Source organism: Rothia mucilaginosa (assembly GCF_049990865.1).
Classification (GTDB): Bacteria; Actinomycetota; Actinomycetes; order Actinomycetales; family Micrococcaceae; genus Rothia; species Rothia mucilaginosa_I.
In genome coordinates, this window is record NZ_CP188231.1 from 1,185,401 (window position 1) to 1,204,223 (window position 18,823).

Annotated in this window: 12 protein-coding genes, 1 tRNA gene and 1 CRISPR repeat array; of the genes, 3 read left to right on the forward strand and 10 right to left on the reverse strand. The window is 58.2% G+C overall.

The features are described 5' to 3' along the window. The first annotated feature begins 152 nt into the window (after positions 1-152). Positions 153-287, forward strand: a complete 135-nt coding sequence (locus tag ACP3RB_RS04655) for a hypothetical protein (protein WP_426698647.1) — start codon at positions 153-155, stop codon at positions 285-287. 293 nt (positions 288-580) lie between these two features. Further along, positions 581-1,432 carry a DUF6318 family protein gene (locus ACP3RB_RS04660; protein ID WP_426698648.1) on the forward strand — a complete coding sequence of 284 codons (852 nt, stop codon included), beginning with the start codon at positions 581-583 and terminating at the stop codon, positions 1,430-1,432. A gap of 383 nt (positions 1,433-1,815) precedes the next feature. Here ACP3RB_RS04660 and ACP3RB_RS04665 read toward each other — a convergent pair. The 4 genes from ACP3RB_RS04665 to ACP3RB_RS04680 all read right to left on the reverse strand — a co-directional run bounded on the left by ACP3RB_RS04665 (position 1,816) and on the right by ACP3RB_RS04680 (position 9,510). Continuing rightward, positions 1,816-1,888: transfer RNA gene (locus tag ACP3RB_RS04665), tRNA-Glu, on the reverse strand. A gap of 293 nt (positions 1,889-2,181) precedes the next feature. Next, on the reverse strand, positions 2,182-4,383 hold the full coding sequence (locus ACP3RB_RS04670) for an LPXTG cell wall anchor domain-containing protein (protein WP_426698649.1): 2,202 nt from the start codon (positions 4,381-4,383) through the stop codon (positions 2,182-2,184). A 578-nt stretch (positions 4,384-4,961) separates the two neighbouring features. After that, positions 4,962-8,033, reverse strand: coding sequence for an LPXTG cell wall anchor domain-containing protein (locus ACP3RB_RS04675; protein WP_426698650.1), 3,072 nt, complete (start codon positions 8,031-8,033; stop codon positions 4,962-4,964). A gap of 397 nt (positions 8,034-8,430) precedes the next feature. Beyond that, on the reverse strand, positions 8,431-9,510 hold the full coding sequence (locus ACP3RB_RS04680) for an S-layer homology domain-containing protein (RefSeq protein ID WP_426698651.1): 1,080 nt from the start codon (positions 9,508-9,510) through the stop codon (positions 8,431-8,433). Between the two features lie 486 nt (positions 9,511-9,996). Here ACP3RB_RS04680 and ACP3RB_RS04685 point away from each other — a divergent pair, with 486 nt between their 5' ends. Then, positions 9,997-10,752 carry a nicotinamide mononucleotide transporter gene (locus ACP3RB_RS04685; protein WP_426698652.1) on the forward strand — a complete coding sequence of 252 codons (756 nt, stop codon included), beginning with the start codon at positions 9,997-9,999 and terminating at the stop codon, positions 10,750-10,752. Positions 10,753-11,443: 691 nt separating this feature from the next. On the opposite strand, the gene ACP3RB_RS04690 is transcribed toward ACP3RB_RS04685, so the two are convergent. The 6 genes from ACP3RB_RS04690 to cas7e all read right to left on the reverse strand — a co-directional run bounded on the left by ACP3RB_RS04690 (position 11,444) and on the right by cas7e (position 18,798). Further along, complete coding sequence (locus ACP3RB_RS04690) at positions 11,444-11,728, reverse strand: helix-turn-helix domain-containing protein (protein WP_426698653.1); 285 nt, start codon at positions 11,726-11,728, stop codon at positions 11,444-11,446. A 384-nt stretch (positions 11,729-12,112) separates the two neighbouring features. Further along, positions 12,113-14,764: direct repeats of the CRISPR family, unit length 29 nt; unit sequence CGGCTCATCCCCGCTCGCGCGGGGAACAC. A gap of 94 nt (positions 14,765-14,858) precedes the next feature. After that, positions 14,859-15,197: a type I-E CRISPR-associated endoribonuclease Cas2e gene (cas2e, locus tag ACP3RB_RS04695; protein ID WP_426698654.1), complete on the reverse strand. Its 339-nt coding sequence runs from the start codon at positions 15,195-15,197 to the stop codon at positions 14,859-14,861. Continuing rightward, positions 15,194-16,135 carry a type I-E CRISPR-associated endonuclease Cas1e gene (gene cas1e, locus ACP3RB_RS04700; RefSeq protein ID WP_070635348.1) on the reverse strand — a complete coding sequence of 314 codons (942 nt, stop codon included), beginning with the start codon at positions 16,133-16,135 and terminating at the stop codon, positions 15,194-15,196. Before cas1e ends, cas2e begins: the two co-directional genes overlap by 4 nt. A 112-nt stretch (positions 16,136-16,247) precedes the next feature. Continuing rightward, positions 16,248-16,928 (reverse strand): type I-E CRISPR-associated protein Cas6/Cse3/CasE, encoded by a 681-nt coding sequence (gene cas6e / locus ACP3RB_RS04705; protein WP_426698655.1) that lies wholly within the window; start codon positions 16,926-16,928, stop codon positions 16,248-16,250. Beyond that, positions 16,925-17,677 (reverse strand): type I-E CRISPR-associated protein Cas5/CasD, encoded by a 753-nt coding sequence (cas5e, locus tag ACP3RB_RS04710; protein WP_426698656.1) that lies wholly within the window; start codon positions 17,675-17,677, stop codon positions 16,925-16,927. The genes cas6e and cas5e overlap by 4 nt, the downstream gene beginning before the upstream one ends. Continuing rightward, the gene (gene cas7e, locus ACP3RB_RS04715; RefSeq protein WP_426698657.1) at positions 17,677-18,798 is read right to left on the reverse strand and encodes a type I-E CRISPR-associated protein Cas7/Cse4/CasC; all 1,122 of its coding nucleotides are present in this window, start codon (positions 18,796-18,798) and stop codon (positions 17,677-17,679) included. Before cas7e ends, cas5e begins: the two co-directional genes overlap by 1 nt. Between the last annotated feature and the right edge of the window lie 25 nt (positions 18,799-18,823).

Consider the following 18,823-nt stretch of genomic DNA (forward strand, 5'->3'; position numbering starts at 1 on the left):
TGACACTTTCCCCTAGTAAACGGCGCTTTTCGTTAGCTAACGTAGCTTTTGTAGCATTTTCCAAGGATTAATAACGAGAAAATCATAAACATACCCAAATGAACTAAGGTACCCTTAAATAGATACACCGATAATCTATTGAAGGGTGCCTTATGTCTACCTTCGTAACCCGACGCGCCGCCTTTGGCATCGCCGCCACCGCCGCGCTCGCTTCCTTGACCGCCTGCGCCAGCGATATCCGCCCGCTCAGTGACCCGAGCACGGCTGATGCGCAGCGGCCCTGGTGATTATGAGTTCTTCTTTATCTTGGAGTATCAGGATGGTGCCTGGACGGTTTGGAATGAACCAGCCAAACTTACGACGAGCTCGCCCAGCTCAAGCGCAAGTAGCTCCGGCGCCTCCGTTTAGAACCCCGACCATGTCGTAAACGTACGCGAGTCTCTGACCCCGTGTTTTTCGTCATCTACCGCCGCTTTTACGGTCATGGAGGCGCACACAACATTGGGCTGACCACTCCCCTGCGATATTCTGGAATTAGTTCAATACCGGCACATACTTTATTCACCTCAGAAAGAGCCCCATGTCTACCATGTATACCCGCCGCACCGCCCTGACCGCACTGGGCCTGGGCACCGCAGCGCTTCTTGCCGCTTGCTCTTCCAAGTCTTCCTCCGAGTCTTCAGCGACCGCGAGCGCATCCGCTACCGAGTCTTCGACCGCGAGCGCTAGCGCGACCGCATCCGTCTCCCCCACCGCTGAGGCAACCACCACCGTTGAGCCTGGCCCCAGTATGAAGGGTGAGGTCGTTCTTGCCGACTACTCCTCCACCGGCACTTTTGAGCCCGGCACCAAGGAGCACAAGGCTGTCAACGTTGCGATCCCGGTTGAGCCGGCGAAGCTGCGTGAGAACAGTGTTGAGGGTCTGCACGCGTTCATCGCGTACTGGCAGGCTACCCTGAACTACCTGCTGCTGACCGGTGACGGTACCCGCTTCACGAACATTGACCACACCGGCGACTACTCGACTGTGGCTGAGTTCTTCCAGAGCATGTACGCTTCGGAGAGCGGCTGGGTTATTGGTTCGGAGCGTCCGATGGTTCTGTCGCTGACTGCTGACCGCCCGACTAAGGACACTCGCACCGGCTACTACACTTGGGCATCCGAGATGGTGATTGATGGTGCTGAGGGTGCTGGCGTGTACAGCAAGACCAATGATCGTGTGCAGCCGCTGACCGAGGTGTTCAAGTACCCGGGTAAGCCGGTGGCTGGTCAGATTGTGGCTCATTACCAGGACGGCACGTGGCGTATGGTGCGTCGTGCTCCGGGTACTGCGTCTGCTTCGCCGGTTCCGTCGCTGAGCCCGAGCGCTTCGGCTGAGGGTGCTGCATCTGCAGAGGCGACCGCTGCTTCTGCTGAGGCATCGGCACAGTAGGTTCGAATCCCCTATACCGGACCCCCTATACCGCCGAGAAGCCACATGTGTTTCGAAAAGCCACAATCATGGTGGCTTCTCGAAACACATGTGGCTTTTCGCTTTTTATTCCTTCTTGAAAAAGACAGATATAAACAAAAAAGCCTTGATTCCGAAGAATCAAGGCTTTTTCCTAGTTGTGACCCCAACCGGTTTGTAACGGTGACGGAGGGGCATGATGCCGAGCGCGCGAGGAAATCCATCATGCCCCGGAGTGCCGCGACGTAAGGAGCGGCGCCGTGAGAGGCTCACGGCGGCACCACAGAATCTAAGAGCTCTTCCGACAGATACAGATACAAACAAAGAAGCCCTTCATCCGAAGATAAAGGGCTTCTTTCCTAGTGTGACCCCAACCGGATTTGAACCGGTGTTGCCGCCGTGAGAGGGCGGAGTACTAGGCCGCTATACGATGGGGCCGTGAGATTTACATCTCTTTTACCAGGTCTCCCTGGCAACACATATAACTATACAGAGGTTCCCGAAAACAGCCAAATCGAAAAGCAGTGAATTGAGTCACATATTTTACACCGAGTGCAAGACCCACCGCATAGGCTCCTTTCCAGCCAAACCAGGCACTCCCCCGGCAGCTTCCACCGCCACCACACCCCGCCTCCACCCAATAAACACCTCACAAAACGCCACGGCGCCAAGGCACAAAAATGCGCCCCGCACAGTGTACGGGGCGCATCCGCTCAAATTAGAGCAAGAAACTATGCCTTACGGCGGCGAAGCACCATCACAGCAGCACCAGCGATCAGCGCAAATGCACCGACAGCCGCCAGGCTCAGAACACTCTGAGCACCAGTCTTAGCCAGCGAACCCTTGCTCTGAGGCGCAGACTTGGTCGCAGAAGCGCTCACCTGAGAATCAACGCCGGAGCTCTTAGGCTGAGACTCAGACTTTGCCGAAGAAGAGTTCTTCAGCGGCGCGGTCTTCGTAGTAGTTCCCAGCTGGTCGTTAGCTTCCTCGGTCTTCGAAGGTTCACCCTTCGACTGCTCAGCCGCAGGCTTCTCTGCTACTGCAGGTGCAGACGCGGAAGCAGAAGGCTCAGCGGAGGGGGAGGCCGGGAATGCCGGCTCATCAGCCTCATTGCGGTTATCTGCGTTGCCAGCGTCCTTCGCGTCATTAACAATCAGCGAAACAGCCGAATCGTAATTGCGGTTGGTAGCCACATCAGAACCAGCAGTGACGGTGCCGAGCATGTAGCCCTGGCTGTACTGCATGGTGTTTGCCGGAACACGCAGAGTTGCCTCGAAGGAGTACTTGCCGGTACGTGAGTTGTAGACAAACGCGCTTGCCGGAACGATAGTAGACACCTTCTGGATGTTTGCCAATTCGCTATCGGTCAGCTTGTCATAACCCATCGACCATTCACCTTCCTTGACGAGGAACAGGCGGAGACCTTCGGCCGGCGGCTTATCATAGTCGTAGCCGGACACGTGGAAGGTGTAGGGGCGGGTAATGTCGACGGTACCCTCAGCGAAGTTCAGGGTGGGGTCAATCAGCACTGCAGTAGCCTGCTTCGGGTAGCCCTGGAAGGGAACCTTTGCGGGATTAATAGTCGCGGTGGAGGTGAATTCACCCTCGGAAACCTTAGCGTAGAACTTCACGATGGAGTTCGGAACCAGCTTCTGCTGCGAGGAAGGAACAGCCTTGCCGTTACGATCCACGGTCGCCTTGGAGGTGTAGGTGTCAGTCAGGGAGCCGTCACCGGTCTTCGCGTTCAGCACATAGGGTACTGCCGCGGTGGTGTTGGCGATGTCCTGCTTATCCACTGCAATGACGGAGCCGTCCTCGGCGATGGTCAGGTCGTTAGCCTTACCGCCATTCATCTCAACCTCACCGATTACACGGTCGGTCTTAGCGTCGAAGATGGCGATCTTACCGGTACCGAAGTCGGTCACGTACACCAGGTCGCGGCCCTCGTCGTTCTCCATGGACAGCGCCTGGGTGCCGAACTTGACGAACTTCTTGAACGCACCGGTGGTCAGGTCGTACACGGAGATACCGGAGTTTACACCATCCACGCCCTGGGAGGAGACGTAAATTTCGTTCTCGGAGTGGTCAATAGTGACGTCAGAGGGGCGAACCTCAACAGAGGAGTTCTCGCCGCGGGTCTGAATAACCTGCTCGGTCTTGAAAGTGTGGGTGTTAATGACGAAGACCTTGCCGCCGGTGCGCTCAGGCACGTACAGCTTGTCGCCATCAACGGTCATGTTCATGCCGATGTAGCGGGTACCGCCATTGGGGGCACCTTCCAGCTGCAGCTTGGTGACCTCGAAGGTCTTCATATCGATTGCGGACACGTAGTAGCGACCGGTCACGAACACCTTGCCGGAGTTGTGGTCCACCAGCACAGAGCGGGGGTGCTCAATCCAGTTCGGGTCACTCTCGGCAATGCCGTGGTTAGTCCAAATCTGCTCCATGGTGTTCTGGTCGAACACAGACAGGGAGTTGTCGGTGGTGTTAGTAACCCACACGGTACCGGACACATCATCAACAGTGATGCCGTACGCGGAAACGTAGCCAAATTCGCCGTTCTTATCCAGCTCGAAGGGAAGCGCTGCCACTTCTTCAATCTGAAGAGTGTCTGCGTTGACACGAGCAATAGTGGAGGCGAGGTCGCCGCGTGCACCCACGCCGACCATCCAGATCTTGTTGGTCGCCTTGGAGTAGGCAACCTGGTACTGACCGGGCAGGCCCTGGGTAATCTGCGCGACGGATGCGGAAGTGTCAACAACGCGGCTCAGCGATGCGGTGGAAGGAGTCGATGCGCTGGAGGCGGCGGTCTGGTTTGCGGTATTCGGTGCTGCGAAGGAGGCAGGAATCATGGCTGCGCCGGAGATCGCGAGCGCGAGGGAGCCGACGGCGAGCCCCTTCAGTGCTTTACCCGAGGAGGGAGTGAGGTTCAATGTGTGTCCTTCAAATGTGTAACGGAAGTGCTCACATGCCGCATGCGAATGCTAACGAGACACCCGTGAATATGCGGTGACATATTCGACGGCACGAAAAGCAGAAATGCAGGTAACGCATAAATTTACCTACCTTCTAATCCTCAGTGTTTTCCCAGGAAAATACAAGCAGCGACGTGGGTGTGTTTTGTATTTTTATGAGTGAGCCCCTAATTCGCCTCCAGTATCACGTGAAGGTTGAGCTGTTTCCGGGGTTTTTCTTTGCTCTTGCAGGCAAAAACCCTGTCCACAAGGGGTGTTGTGACGCTTTTATATTTACACATTAATGTAAAAGTTTAGGTGAGGCGCGCCAGTAACATTCACCGCTGGCCACACATTTTTTCGACATTCAAAACCTATATTTTTACAGACAAGTGCACATATATAAATATATTTTAAAACCTCTGCCCAGCATTAGCCCAAGCAGGCACGCAAAAGGCGGGTACCCCTCCCCCAGATTCGAAGAATCCGAAAGAGAAAATACCCGCCTTCTCACGCGTTAGATCGAGCATTCAAGCCCGAAAACTAAACGCTACACTTTATGCCTTGCGGCGGCGCATCACCAGAGCAGCACCCGCAATCAGAGCCACAGAAGCGAAAGCAACCAGCGGCATCACAGCGTCAGCACCGGTGTTCGCCAAAGCGCCACGCGAAGAGCCAGCCTGCGAAGAACCAGCATCGCTCTTAGCTACCGAGGAACCACCGATAGAAGAATCGGAGGAGCCGCCATTCTTCACAGCCGAACCGGACTTATCAGCCTTCACAGCATCCGGAGCAGACTTGGAGTCCTGTGCACCGGTCTTAGCGTCAGACTTGGCATCAGACTGAGATGCCTGATCCTTGGAGGTCTGATCCTTAGCCTCTGCGGTATTCTCGGACTTAGCATCAGACTTCTTGTCCTCAGCCTTCTTGTCCTCAGGCTTCGGGTCAGCCGGCTTCGGATCAGCCGGCTTCGGATCAGCCGGCTTCGACTCCTCAGCCTTCACACCGGTCACCGTCGGGTAACCCGCGAACTGCAGCGAAGTCGGGGTGATGCCCACCGGAGCTGCGCTCGCGTCGGTGTCCTTCACGCCAACCTTGAACTTCAGAATCGAGTTAGCCTTCAGCTGCTGAACCGATGCGGGAACGTCGTTACCCTGGCGGTCCTTGCCGGGCAGGGTGGTGTACTCGCTGGCGGTGGTGATCTCGCCGGTGGTGCCGTTGAGCACGTAGGGCAGGGTCACCTTCTCGTCGCGGTCCTTCTTGTCGAGAACCAGCACGGAGCCATCCTTGAGCAGGGTCACGTCGTTCGCGGCTGCCCCGTTCATCTCGACCTCGCCGATGACCTCGTCAGCGCGACCGTCAAAGACAGCCACCTTGCCGGTGCCGAAGTCGGTCACGTACACCAGGTCGCGATCCTCATCGTGCTCCAGTGCGAGCGCCTGGGTGCCGAACTTGACGAACTTCTTGAACGCACCAGTGGTCAGGTCGTACACAGAGATACCGGAGTTGACGCCCTTCACACCCTGAGAAGAAACATAAATCTCATTCAGCGAGTGATCCACCGCCACGTCGGAGGGGCGAACCTCAACGGTGGAGTCCTCACCCTGAGTCTGGATGGTCTTCTCAACCTTGAAGGTCTTGGTGTCCACGACGAAGAGCTTGCCACCGGTGCGCTCGGGCACGTACAGCTTACCGCCGTCCAGGAACAGGTTCATGCTCACGTAGCGAGTACCGCCGTCGGGTGCGCCTTCGAGCTGAATCTTCTCAACCTGCTTGGTCTTCAGGTCGATCGCGGATACGAAGAAGCGGCCGGTCACGAACGCCTTACCGGACTCGTGGTCAACCAGAACGGAGCGGGGGTGCTCGATCCAATTCGGGTCGCCTTCCTTCACGCCCTCGTTAGTCCAGATGAGCTTGAGGGTCTGCTGGTCGTACACTGCCACGGAGTTGTCGATAGTGTTGGTGACCCAGACGGTGCCGTCCACGTCATCAACAGTCACGCCGTATGCGGAGGTGTAACCGTACTGGCCCTTGTCGTTCTTCTTCACGGGCAGCTCGGCGAATGCCTCGGTCTGCAGAGTGTCTGCATCCACGCGTGCCAGGGAGGAAGCGAGGCCGCCGCGCGCACCCACGGTGGGTACGAACAGCTTGTGGTTCTTCTTGGAGTAGCCAACCTGGAACTGGCCGGGCAGACCCTGAATGATGTTTGCAACGCTAGCGTTTGCATCCACGGTGCGGTGTGCCTCGGTGGAGGGGGCGGTGGAGTCGGTTGCCTTGGTCTTGGTGGCGGTTGCCGGGTAGCCCTGGAACTCGCGGGTTTCGGGGGTGACCTGCTTGACCTCGGAGTTGTCGCCTGCGGTTGCGGTGACCTTGAACTTCAGGATGGAGTTCGCCTGAATTTCAGAAGTCTTTGCGGGTACGTCGTTGCCCTGGCGGTCCTTGCCGGGCTTGCTGGTGACCTTGTCCGAGGTGCTGACGGTGCCGGTGGTGCCGTCGAGGACGTAGGGCACGGTTGCGGTTGCGCCAGCCTGCTTGTCCACAGCAACAACGGAGCCGTTGGGCAGCACGACCAGGTCGTTTGCCTTGCCGCCGTTCATGGCGACCTCGGCGATTAGCTTGTCCGCTGCGCCGCCGTCAATCACGCCCACCTTGCCGGTGCCGAAGTCGGTCACGTACACCAGGTCGTTGGCCTCATCGTTATCGAGCGAGAGCGCCTGGGTGCCGAAGGGGATGAACTTCTTAAACTCGTAGGTGGTCGCATCGTACACGGATACACCGGAGTTCTCGCCCTGCGAAGAGACGTAAATTTCGTTCTGCGAGTGGTCAATAGCCACGTCGGAGGGGCGAACCTCGCCGTCCTTATCGCCCTTCACAGAGATGGTCTTCTCGACCTTGAAGGTCTTGGTGTCGATCACGAAGAGTTTGCCGCCGGTGCGTTCGGGCACGTACAGCTTACCGCCGTCCACCAGAATGTTCATGCTGATGTAGCGGGTACCGCCATCGGGCGCGCCCTCAAGCTGAATCTTCTCGACCTTCTTGGTCTTCAGATCGATAGCCGAGACAAAGAAGCGACCGGTCACGAAAGCCTTACCCGACTCGTGATCGACACGCACCTCGCGGGGGTGCTCAATCCAGTTCGGGTCGTCCTTGCTCAGACCCGCATTGGTCCACAGCTGCTTCATGGTCGCCTGATCGTATACGGCAACGGAGTTATCGCGGGTGCTGGTCACCCACACGGTACCTTCCTCGTCATCGACGGTGATACCGTACGCACCCTCGTAGGAGTAGCCCGAGTCCCCCTTGATAATGGGCAGCTCGGCAACTGCCTCAATCTTCAGGGAGTTCGCGTCAATGCGAGCAATCGTAGAAACGTGCTCGTCGCGGTCTGCAGTGCCAGCAACCCAAATCTTGTTGGTCTTCTTGGAGTATGCGACCTGGAACTGACCGGGCAAGCCCTGGGTGATCTTTGCCATCGCCTTGTCGGTGATGGTGCGAGCTTCACTGCTCTGGCTTGCTGCCGGGGTGGATTCTGCCGCGAACGATGCGGGGATGGTGGCAACGCCGGAAATTGCCAGTGCCAGCGATCCAACGGCGAGGCCCTTGAATGCCTTGCTCGAAGCGAGGTTCATATGTATGTCCTTTTTCGTGGGTGGTGTGTGGAGGTGCTTCTCTCCCCCACCGATGGGTGGTGAGGTGCCGCGTTTTTCCTGCTCTCTAGTGTGGGTTTCGTGGGCCCACGAGGAAGGAAACTAGTCTTCACACAGTATTAAGTAAGGCAACCGTTAACTTACCTTCTAGGTAATACTTACTTAGCGCACAGAATTTTTCAAGATTTCAGGTATATATGACGCAAAATTTCATATGCCAGGCACAGCCTGTCACTAAAACTCCCCGAGGTGCGGCAATATAGCAGCGAGGCACGACTAGGCACAGCAAAACCCCCGCCTCCAGCAAAGCCAGAAGACGGGGGTTCCACACACCCCAATACACAGTGCCGAAGTGACACGGTGCCGGGGTGACTAAAAATTAGGAGACATACGAGAAGTCAGTGAACAGCAGGTTCTGCAGCTTGTAGCGGCGAATGAAACGAGCCAGCTCCGCGCGAGTAGTCGGCGCGGTCGGGTTGAACACGCCCGAAGCATCCAGAACGATGTCGTTCGCGCCAGCCCACGCGACGTAACGGTGCAGAGTACCAGCACCGAGCACGTCGCGGAAACGAGAACCAGCGCCCTCCTTCATTTCGGTCAGCTGAACCTCCGCGTTGTACTGGAACAGCACAGCCGCCAGCTCCTCGTGAGAAACCGGTGCGGTCGGGTCAATCTTGTCGCCACCAGTGAGCGGCTCGGTGATCTTGCGGTCACGAGCCCAGTGCAGCGCGTTCGCGGTCGGGCGGCCTGCCGCATCCGCGAAGGGTGCAACATCCGAGTTTTCGCTCACGCCAGCGTGACCAGCAGCGTGGTTCAGCAGAGCAATAAGCTCCTCACGGGTCACCGGGCGGTCCGGCTCAAACGCGCCAGTCTGCGGGTTCGGCATCAGCCACTTCTTCTGGTTCGCCATGCGGATATCCTCAGCGAACGGGTGGTTATCCGGAACATCCTCGAAAGAAGTCTTCAGGATCTTGGTCTCAGCCAGGGGGATGCGCGCAGCAATCTGGTGGGTGATCTCCTGACCCCACGGGTCGGAGCAAATATCCAGCTGCAGGGCGTGATCAACACCCTCACCCTGCATCAGCTCGATGGGGAACTGGTCGCTACCGCTGAAGCTGTCAGCGTCACCGTCAAATTCGGGGGTGAGCGGCCAGGAGCGCAGAGTTTCGAAAGAGTCGTTACGAACGTAGCCGTGGCGTACGGTCAGGGTGGTGCCTTCGGTGAGGAATTCGCGCAGACCGTGTGCAGTGTAGTTGACGGTCATACCGGTTTCAGTGATGGTGGCGCGCTGAATAACGAGGCGCGGGCCTTTAGTTTCCTCGGTTGCCGGGGCAAGGTTTGCGGGGGCTTCGTCTGCCTGAGCGGCCTGTGCCTGCAGGGTCAGTGCGCCTGCAGCGGCGGCGGCAGAAGCACCCTTTACGAAGAATCGTCGTGAGAGTCGATGGGTAAGCAAGGGCATGATTGTCCTATTCAGTTCTTGTTTGAGTTGAGTGAGTTACGGGTGGCAGGACGCGTGGACAGCGGCGTAAACGGTGAGTGAGGCCGATACGGTGGTTCCCTCCCCTGTGTGCGTGAGTGAGACGCAGCGTACGGGGTGCGGGTGTCTGTCGGGCGGATGCGCGGTGAGTGAGACCGGCACGAGTTCCCTGACCCAGTCATCTAGCGTACCTTAAGGTCCCGTTTAAAGCGAAGACGAAACGGCGGTGATTTTACGCCCATTTTCGGTATTCAACGAAGTAGGGGCGTTATCTGGCAACGTTTGCCGGAAGTTGGCATGGGTTCTTGATGGGGCGGCTTTGAATTGCTCTACGCCAAAGTGTTCCGGGATGTGGAATATGTGGGGTTCTGAGGTTTTGTGTGCGACACGCTGTTTCAAACCCTTTTCAAAGAGTTATAGTTATTGGTACCCTATCACTGTTTCTATATCCTAACAAAGGAGTTACCCATGGAGGCCAAGGAATTCTCTGAGAAGGCCCTCCTCTTTTTCGCCAAGTCCAAGTACGCCGACCTCTTCGGCGTGGCACTGGTCATCGCCATCGCAATCGCCTCAGGATACCTGAGCACCAACCTCGCCAAATACGTTGACTGGGGCCCGATTACGAGCTTCATCCCCCTCGGCGTGATTTCCGTGATTAACGTGGGTATTTCGATGATGTCTACCCGCCTGACCGGCCGCCTCTCCAACGTTGGCAACGTGCTCGGCATTATTAACACGGCGCTGTCCGGAGCGATCGACTACATTCTGGGCAACAAGGCAGCAATCATCACCTACCCGGTGACCTTCATCGTGTACACCTTCGCGATTCGTAGGTGGCAGAACTCCGAACGCGGCAAGGCTCTAGAACCGCCGACCGGCACGAAGGGCCAGCTGATTATTGGCGGTATTGTGGCGGGTTCGTTCGCGTTCTCCCTGGTCACGAACTACATTGGCTACGGCGGCAAGACCTCGTTCCTGTTCTGGATCACGACCGTAGTGTTTGGCCTGTCCCTGTCAGCGAACATTCTGAACGCGCTCAAGCTCACGATGCAGTGGCAATTCTGGTTCCTGTACAACACCGTGCAGTGCATCAAGGCGCTGACCCAGGGCAACTTCGCGAACGTCGGCAAGTACATCTTCTACATCATCAACAGCGTGGCAGCGCTCCTGCTCTGGACCCGAAACGGCACCTCAGCCAAGGGAGCTGTAGCGGCGGCAGCGTAGGGGTACTCCCCCGGGCGGTGACAGCGCCACTCTGCAGCTTAGTTACTAACGCATGATGAGGCCCCTCGGCCTGCAGTTTACTACTGCGGGCCGAGGGGCCTTACCTGTGCCCCGCGAGTGCGGGGAATACGTTGAGTTTCTTTCATTATTGCCCTTGATATAGGGCTCATCCCCGCTCGCGCGGGGAACACGGGCGCGCCACGAAAGCCCTATAGGTTTGGTTCGGCTCATCCCCGCTCGCGCGGGGAACACGTAGTTTGAGTCGATAGCTGGTAGAGCGCCCAGGACTCATCCCCACTCATGCGGGGAACATTCTTTGACGAACTCCTGGCCTTTGTTGCGGGTCGGCTCATCCCCGCTCGCGCGGGGAACACGATGACCACTGACCGTCAGCGCCCTTCACCCGGGGCTCATCCCCGCTCGCGCGGGGAACATTCGGCTGTCGCGCGTATGCACAACACCCTGGGCGGCTCATCCCCGCTCGCGCGGGGAACACACAAGCCGCTCATCCAAGAACGTCGCTGTCGTCGGCTCATCCCCGCTCGCGCAGGGAACACGGAGCGAGGGAGGGAGGGGAGGGAGCCCTGCCCGGCTCATCCCCGCTCACGCGGGGAACACACCGCCCAACCAGCATTGTCCTTGCGTGACGAGGGTTCATCCCCGCTCGTACGGGGAACACAAGAAAAAACGCTCATTTATCCTTCTTTTCTTTGACCTCAACACCATGTGGACGCGGGGTGCCGCTGTTATTCCAGCCCCACGCTCGGGATTTCGGCGGGTTCTCCTCACGCCAATCCATCCAGCGGCGCACCTCAGATTCAAAATAACCCCATGTGCTGCCGATACGCGAGGCGGGGTGCAGGTCGCCCTTCTTGCGGGCATTATTCACGGTCTTAACCTCCACCCCAGCCATTGCTGCAACCTCTTTAGAGGACAGATACACAGTGAACTCCGTGTATTCCTCTTTCTTTGCCATTGCTGTTATCCTTTCTTCTGCGTGTTTCATGATTTCACGCCCTTCTATCCCCCTCGTTTAGTGGGGGTTTCCCCGGTGCCTTTTCCCACGTCCTTTATTAGGCGGTGGCACCGGGGTTTTATATTCCTGCAGTCAATAAACAGACAACCGCCTGGACAGTATTAGTCACGACTATAATGCCTGCCAGCCCAAACGAGCAGATGCCAAGCCCGACTACAATTATTCAGCTTTTATCGCCGATTCTAGATACCCAGCAGGCTCTGAGAGTAAACCCAGCCAAGACCAGCGAGAAGTGGACAGCAACAGCGAATCCGGCAACGCCGAAGCTTAGCCCTGCTAGTACGAGGAACATCGGCTCCCTTCTCCAGCCGGGAGCCTAGGAGGGGAATCATCCCCGCTCGCGCGGGGAACACGCCATGACCGCGCCGGGTGCATCAATCACCAGGGGCTCATCCCCGCTCGCGCGGGGAACACGGGGATAGGGTCTGCGCCGGTGGACAGTTCAGCGGCTCATCCCCGCTCGCGCGGGGAACACGACCCAGCCGAACTGGGCTTCCACCAGCATGGCGGCTCATCCCCGCTCGCGCGGGGAACACCGGCTCCTCCGAAGCATCCGACGAAGCCTCGGCGGCTCATCCCCGCTCGCGCGGGGAACACCTCAGGGCACCAAAAGACATCGCGGCCGTTCACGGCTCATCCCCGCTCGCGCGGGGAACACTTTGCGGTGATGTCTGCGAGATTTGCGAGTCGCGGCTCATCCCCGCTCGCGCGGGGAACACCCTCTGGAATACCTCAGGACATCGCCTAAGCACGGCTCATCCCCGCTCGCGCGGGGAACACGCCGGTGCTGTGGCTGCCGCTATCGCCCTGGCCGGCTCATCCCCGCTCGCGCGGGGAACACTATAATTCCTCAGATGGTGATTTTGATTTGCTCGGCTCATCCCCGCTCGCGCGGGGAACACGCCCATTCGATGAGGCAGTTCACGAGGCGGGGCGGCTCATCCCCGCTCGCGCGGGGAACACCGCTCCATGCCCTGCACGGTGAGCGACTGTCCCGGCTCATCCCCGCTCGCGCGGGGAACACGGACCGACCAAGTGGCCGAGGTGCAGTTCACCTGGCTCATCCCCGCTCGCGCGGGGAACACCCATTCCACCAAACCGGCCAGCGTGTCGGTTGCGGCTCATCCCCGCTCGCGCGGGGAACACACAGAACGGGTCAGTGCCGTGCAGGGCGTGCTCGGCTCATCCCCGCTCGCGCGGGGAACACCAAACCTGGCAGACATCACCGCAAAGAACGCGCGGCTCATCCCCGCTCGCGCGGGGAACACGGTAGACTAGGCACATTATCGCTAGTGCGCTAAGGCTCATCCCCGCTCGCGCGGGGAACACAGCAGAATAGGAAGGCGGGTGCAGGTTGGGCACGGCTCATCCCCGCTCGCGCGGGGAACACATGAGGAAATCTCGCAGGCTTTGCATGCGGCGCGGCTCATCCCCGCTCGCGCGGGGAACACAACACGTTGACTGGCTCCTGGTGGGCTATTTCCGGCTCATCCCCGCTCGCGCGGGGAACACTTTGCGCAAAGGAGCGGAGAGCCGTCATGAATCGGCTCATCCCCGCTCGCGCGGGGAACACATTCCTGATTGGAGAGAAAAATGACTAACGTGCGGCTCATCCCCGCTCGCGCGGGGAACACCGACCGACAGCGAGCGCTGGGACGGGGTCTGCCGGCTCATCCCCGCTCGCGCGGGGAACACGATAAGCTCCTGCAGAATCGCGGCGTTACCGACGGCTCATCCCCGCTCGCGCGGGGAACACAGGTCACTAAGACCCTTTGAGCGGCGGCAAGCCGGCTCATCCCCGCTCGCGCGGGGAACACCTGTGTCCGTCGTAGGCGGCGTGCCGGTGACTAGGCTCATCCCCGCTCGCGCGGGGAACACAGCCCATCTCGCCACCCCACTGCCCGCTCGGGCGGCTCATCCCCGCTCGCGCGGGGAACACTGGGATGTTCATACTGGCATCATTCGCGAGTACGGCTCATCCCCGCTCGCGCGGGGAACACCGCCAATCTGTCGGGTGCTCATGGCCACCGTCCGGCTCATCCCCGCTCGCGCGGGGAACACAACACACGGTACATTTTTAGTAGCCAAAAAATCGGCTCATCCCCGCTCGCGCGGGGAACACTCGCACCCGTAGACCTGAAACCCGTGCCGGCGCGGCTCATCCCCGCTCGCGCGGGGAACACCTCGTAGTAGTGAATATGCTCAGCGGCGAGCGCGGCTCATCCCCGCTCGCGCGGGGAACACGACGGGGCCTCGCTTCGTGTTGATGACTCGCGCGGCTCATCCCCGCTCGCGCGGGGAACACCCGTTCGGTGTGCGTGATAGCCACGTGCCCGGCGGCTCATCCCCGCTCGCGCGGGGAACACCAACAGCTCTAACCCTCAATGAAAGCCCACCCCGGCTCATCCCCGCTCGCGCGGGGAACACGGCGAAATGGGGTTTAGTGTAAATACGCCTGGCGGCTCATCCCCGCTCGCGCGGGGAACACGTTGTCGAGAAATTCGACCTGCACGCCCCGATCGGCTCATCCCCGCTCGCGCGGGGAACACGCCCGTGCTGGCCGACTCGTCGGTACGCCCCGCGGCTCATCCCCGCTCGCGCGGGGAACACTCGGCGGTCGCCTGCGGCCTGGTGTTCAGCAGCGGCTCATCCCCGCTCGCGCGGGGAACACGCCTAACACTGCTCCTAGGTCATAATCTATGTCGGCTCATCCCCGCTCGCGCGGGGAACACTCGAACCAGCCTTCACCGTTGCCGGGTAGCGCCGGCTCATCCCCGCTCGCGCGGGGAACACGTATAGCGTATGAGGTTAGTACATTCCTGCTTCGGCTCATCCCCGCTCGCGCGGGGAACACGGGCAATAGCGGCATTCACATTCTTGCGCACACGGCTCATCCCCGCTCGCGCGGGGAACACGCATTGATGAGCTAGGCGATAAGACCAATTCCCGGCTCATCCCCGCTCGCGCGGGGAACACACTTGCTGACATGGGGCTTTACCCCCTACATCAGCAAAATAGAATCACTTTGGAGCCAGAGCCTGCATCCAGAATACACGATAAACAACCGCTCCTAACCACGACGAGCACGGCGATACTTACTCGCCTTACTCCACCCAGATTTTGGCACCGTTTTACGAACCACCGGGCGATAAATCAGCTTCACACCCTCAAAATCCACAGGCTCCCAATCCGCATTATTCACCCGAAACTCAAGCCGCTGCTCATTATCCGCCGGAAACACCATCGTCGCCCTACCAGCACCACCCGACTCCAACACACGCGCCCACAACTTCTCACGAATCCTGGCACTCACACGACCCACAAACACGCCAGGATTAATCTCCAAAAGCCACTTCGTCAAATCACCACGAAGACTCACCGGACAAGCAGACAACACAATCACAATCATGACTCGTCTCCAGAGAAATTCGCACGCGCCGTAGTACCTCCCGTGTACTCATCCCACAAAAGCATCTCAGTACTATCAAGCATCTCCTCAGGAACCTCCTCAGACAACAGAAGCCGCTGAATATCCCGCACAACCCGCTCCATCACCTTCTCAGAACGAATACGGTCACGCACCGCCCTACGCGTCACAGACCCAATATCCATCCCCTCCGTATAGCCAGCAACCACCTCAAACGCAGCAGGAATCGTAACCTCCGCCTTATACAAATCAGCAACGTCATACACAAAAGAAGAAGCATGCCCCGTATGCACAAAACCCAGCCCAGGCGCACATCCCAAAGACACAATCGCCGCATGAACAATCCCATACAACGCGGCATGAGCAGCCGACAACGCCTGGTTAATCGGTGACCCATCACCAAAATTATTCGGATCATACTCACGGCGCTCCCACGGAACACCAGTCCGCTCAGACCACTGCCTATACACAGAACGCACCCTAGCGCCCTCCCTGCCACGCAGCTGCTGCATCGTCAGCTCGCTCGTGTCCTCACCAGGAAAACGCCACTGATACATCATGCGCGCCACAGCCAAACGGCTCCGCGTATTCGACACCAACTTCGCCTGAGCAATCAACAGACGCGAAGAACGAGCCACAGACTTACCGCTCGCATAATAACGAACACCCTGCTCGCCAACCCACACCACCGTAGTACCGCACTCCCCCAACAAAGCCATCGCCTGATGAGTAATACGAGTACCCGGCCCCAACAGCAAAGCGCTCAAACTCGCAGCAGGGCAATGAACCACGCCCTCTTCCTTCACAAACGTCACCGCACTATCCGCACGGGAAATCGTCGCATGCTCCACATACACAAAACTCAAACGGTCAGAACTACGAAACAGCTCAGACGAGCTCGGAGGAATAGCCCCCTGCATGATCTTCTCCTATGAACATCAGCGTGCCAGCATCGGCACAAAAATATGAGTGAATAAAGAAAGGGCGGGGCACCATCACACAGAACAGTCCCCCGCCCTTCACCCGCATTACCTAGCGAGACAGAGGCGCCAACGTCAGAAGGCCCATACCGTACGCCTTACCCCTGCCCATACCGGAGAGCAGAGACTTACGGAACAGCTCAACATCAGTGATGCGAAGAGCACCATCAAACTGAGCCTTACGGTGAGTCACCTTACCGACCTTACCCTCAGCATTGCGGCGAGCAAACGCAAGGTCCTGACGAGAAGAAACCATCGGGCACTCCTCAATATCCTGACCTTCTACCGCGGGAATTACTTCAAATCCCCACTGCGGAGCACGCTCACGAATCCACGCCCGCTGTTGCTCAGCCGTCACATGCGGGAACGCTTCACGCTTGCCCGTCTGCTTATTCGTGTGACGCTTCACCGGGTTTGCGGCAAGACGGAAAGCCCACTCCTGACCGTTCTCCAGCTTCGCCAGCAAACGACCATAATGAGCGCTCTCACCAGGGCGAGTCTGCCAGCCAGCCTGCTCCACAAGAGCCGAAAAATCAGGCTCCTCAGGGCTCAACATGTACAGAACCGGAGCATGCTTAGACTCATCCAAACGCCACAGGATGCGGTTCTCAGAATAATCCGTATCCGGCGGCAAAGTCGCCATCACAGCTGCATGCATCGCCTGCGGGCTACGCAACAACTTCCACGCACCACGACGCTGCGGATTAATCATGAAACGAGAAAAATACGTCATGCTTCCATCACCGCCTTCATGTAATCAGGCTCAGAATCCTGGGTAGAAGAACTCTTCGCAGAAGCCCCTTCCTCCATGTTCTGTGCAAGCTGATCTTCCTTGACATTTACGAGGACAGGCTCAACCGACACAACCTCACGCGTAGCATACTGACGATGCTCCGAGCTGAAACTCACCGGAATATCCTGAACCAAATCACCGCGCTCACCAGGCAACGCATCACGCAGGATGCGCAACGCTACCGGGCTCGGAAAATCCTTACGACGATACTCAGGAACCTGCCACTCCAACGAACGCAGAGCCTCCTCAGCAGACTCCTCACGGATACCCAAAACAAGGTCGTAACCAGCCGGGCATGCGCGCCGCCCAAGATACAGAGGATATACGGGCTTCTTCAGTGCAGACTCGACAGTCTCCAACTGTTCACGTTCACCTTCCAGAGCTACCACAAAAACAGCATCCGACAGGTACATACGAGTCGAAAGAGAAGCCGCACCATTCGGGTTCTTAGCCCAATTCTTAGCGGTCTGATAGTCACGAATCAGGGTACCCGAGGCATCCGTACGCACCGCAAACTTCAACGAAACCAAATCGTCAACCGGCTCGTTACGCGAGCGCCCCAAGGCAGCAGCGACCATTCCAATCACGCCAGATTTGCTCGGCTCATGTCCGGCATCACGGCGACGGAAACGGCTCTGAGTGCCCCATGACTGCAACGGCCCGCTCATCTTCAAGAGCAGGGTGGGCATTAGGACTCCTGAGAGGTGAGAGCAGTCAGCTGAGCTTCCAGGGACTCCAGCAGACCCTTCAGAGAAACAGGTTCGCCAAGACCAGCCAGTTCTTCCTTGAGGTCGCCCAAAGCCAGAACATACGAAGCGACCGGCTCATAACCGTACGCTTCTTCAATGTTCTTAGCCTCAGATGCGAGCGCACGAGCTGCAGCCACGCGGCGTCCCTCAACCTCGGTAATAGCCTTCTCGAAGGCGTTCACGTAAGAGATGGGGCGGTCGTTGCGAACGGTTACGATAACCGCGTCAGGCAGGGTGCGTGCGGCGAAAGAATTCTGCTTACCAGTAGGCATAGAGTTGATGAAGGAACGGACAAACGCCAGGGTTGCTTCAACGCTTGCAGAAGTATCACCCAGGTTAGCGTTCAGTGCATCCAGGTTGATGTTGGCGTAGCGGTAGAAGGTGCTTGCCGCCATCTCAACGGTGCCAATCATGCCCGCACCGGTAGTGTCATCGGAAGAACGAACAACGTCATCCACTGCGGTGTAGTAGTCGAAATCGGGTTCAGAACCGTGAACACTCAGGGCGTGTGCTACCTGGCATGCTGCGTCAACGTTGAAGTCGGCTGCTTCTGCCAGCATACGACCGAAGAGAGCAATATCAACGCTGTGGTTGGTGTCAAGGATTTCCTTAACATCCTTCGCAACGAGCTTCTCGCCGTTAGCGTCAATAATTGCCTGTGCCAGCTTGTCAATCTGCTGGTTGCTCAGCAGAATCAGGTAGCCAGAAACAGCGCGGCCTGCTTCTTCGTCTTCCTTCTTCTTCGGCTTCTCCAGCTTGATCTTTGCCGCCTTGAACGCCTCAACGACAGCCTTTTCAGCCAGGTCAGCATCGAACTCAGGCGCAAGGTCCAGGATACGTGCCACTACCTTGTCAGCAACCAGGCGGGTACGTACGCCCAGCTTCGAGCGGTCAAGGTGCGATTCAAAATCGCGGCGAATAACGGACTTCCAAGCCTGGCTGGAAACGCGCTGACGCTGAACGCCGCCAAAGAAAGCGGACTTGGGGCTGCCGGTGTCGTCACGGTTAATGTTCGACGGGGGCAAGGTCTGCAGGGCGTGGATGTCGACGAAAGTAGTCATAATTTTTTTCCTTCTTTCAGGAGTG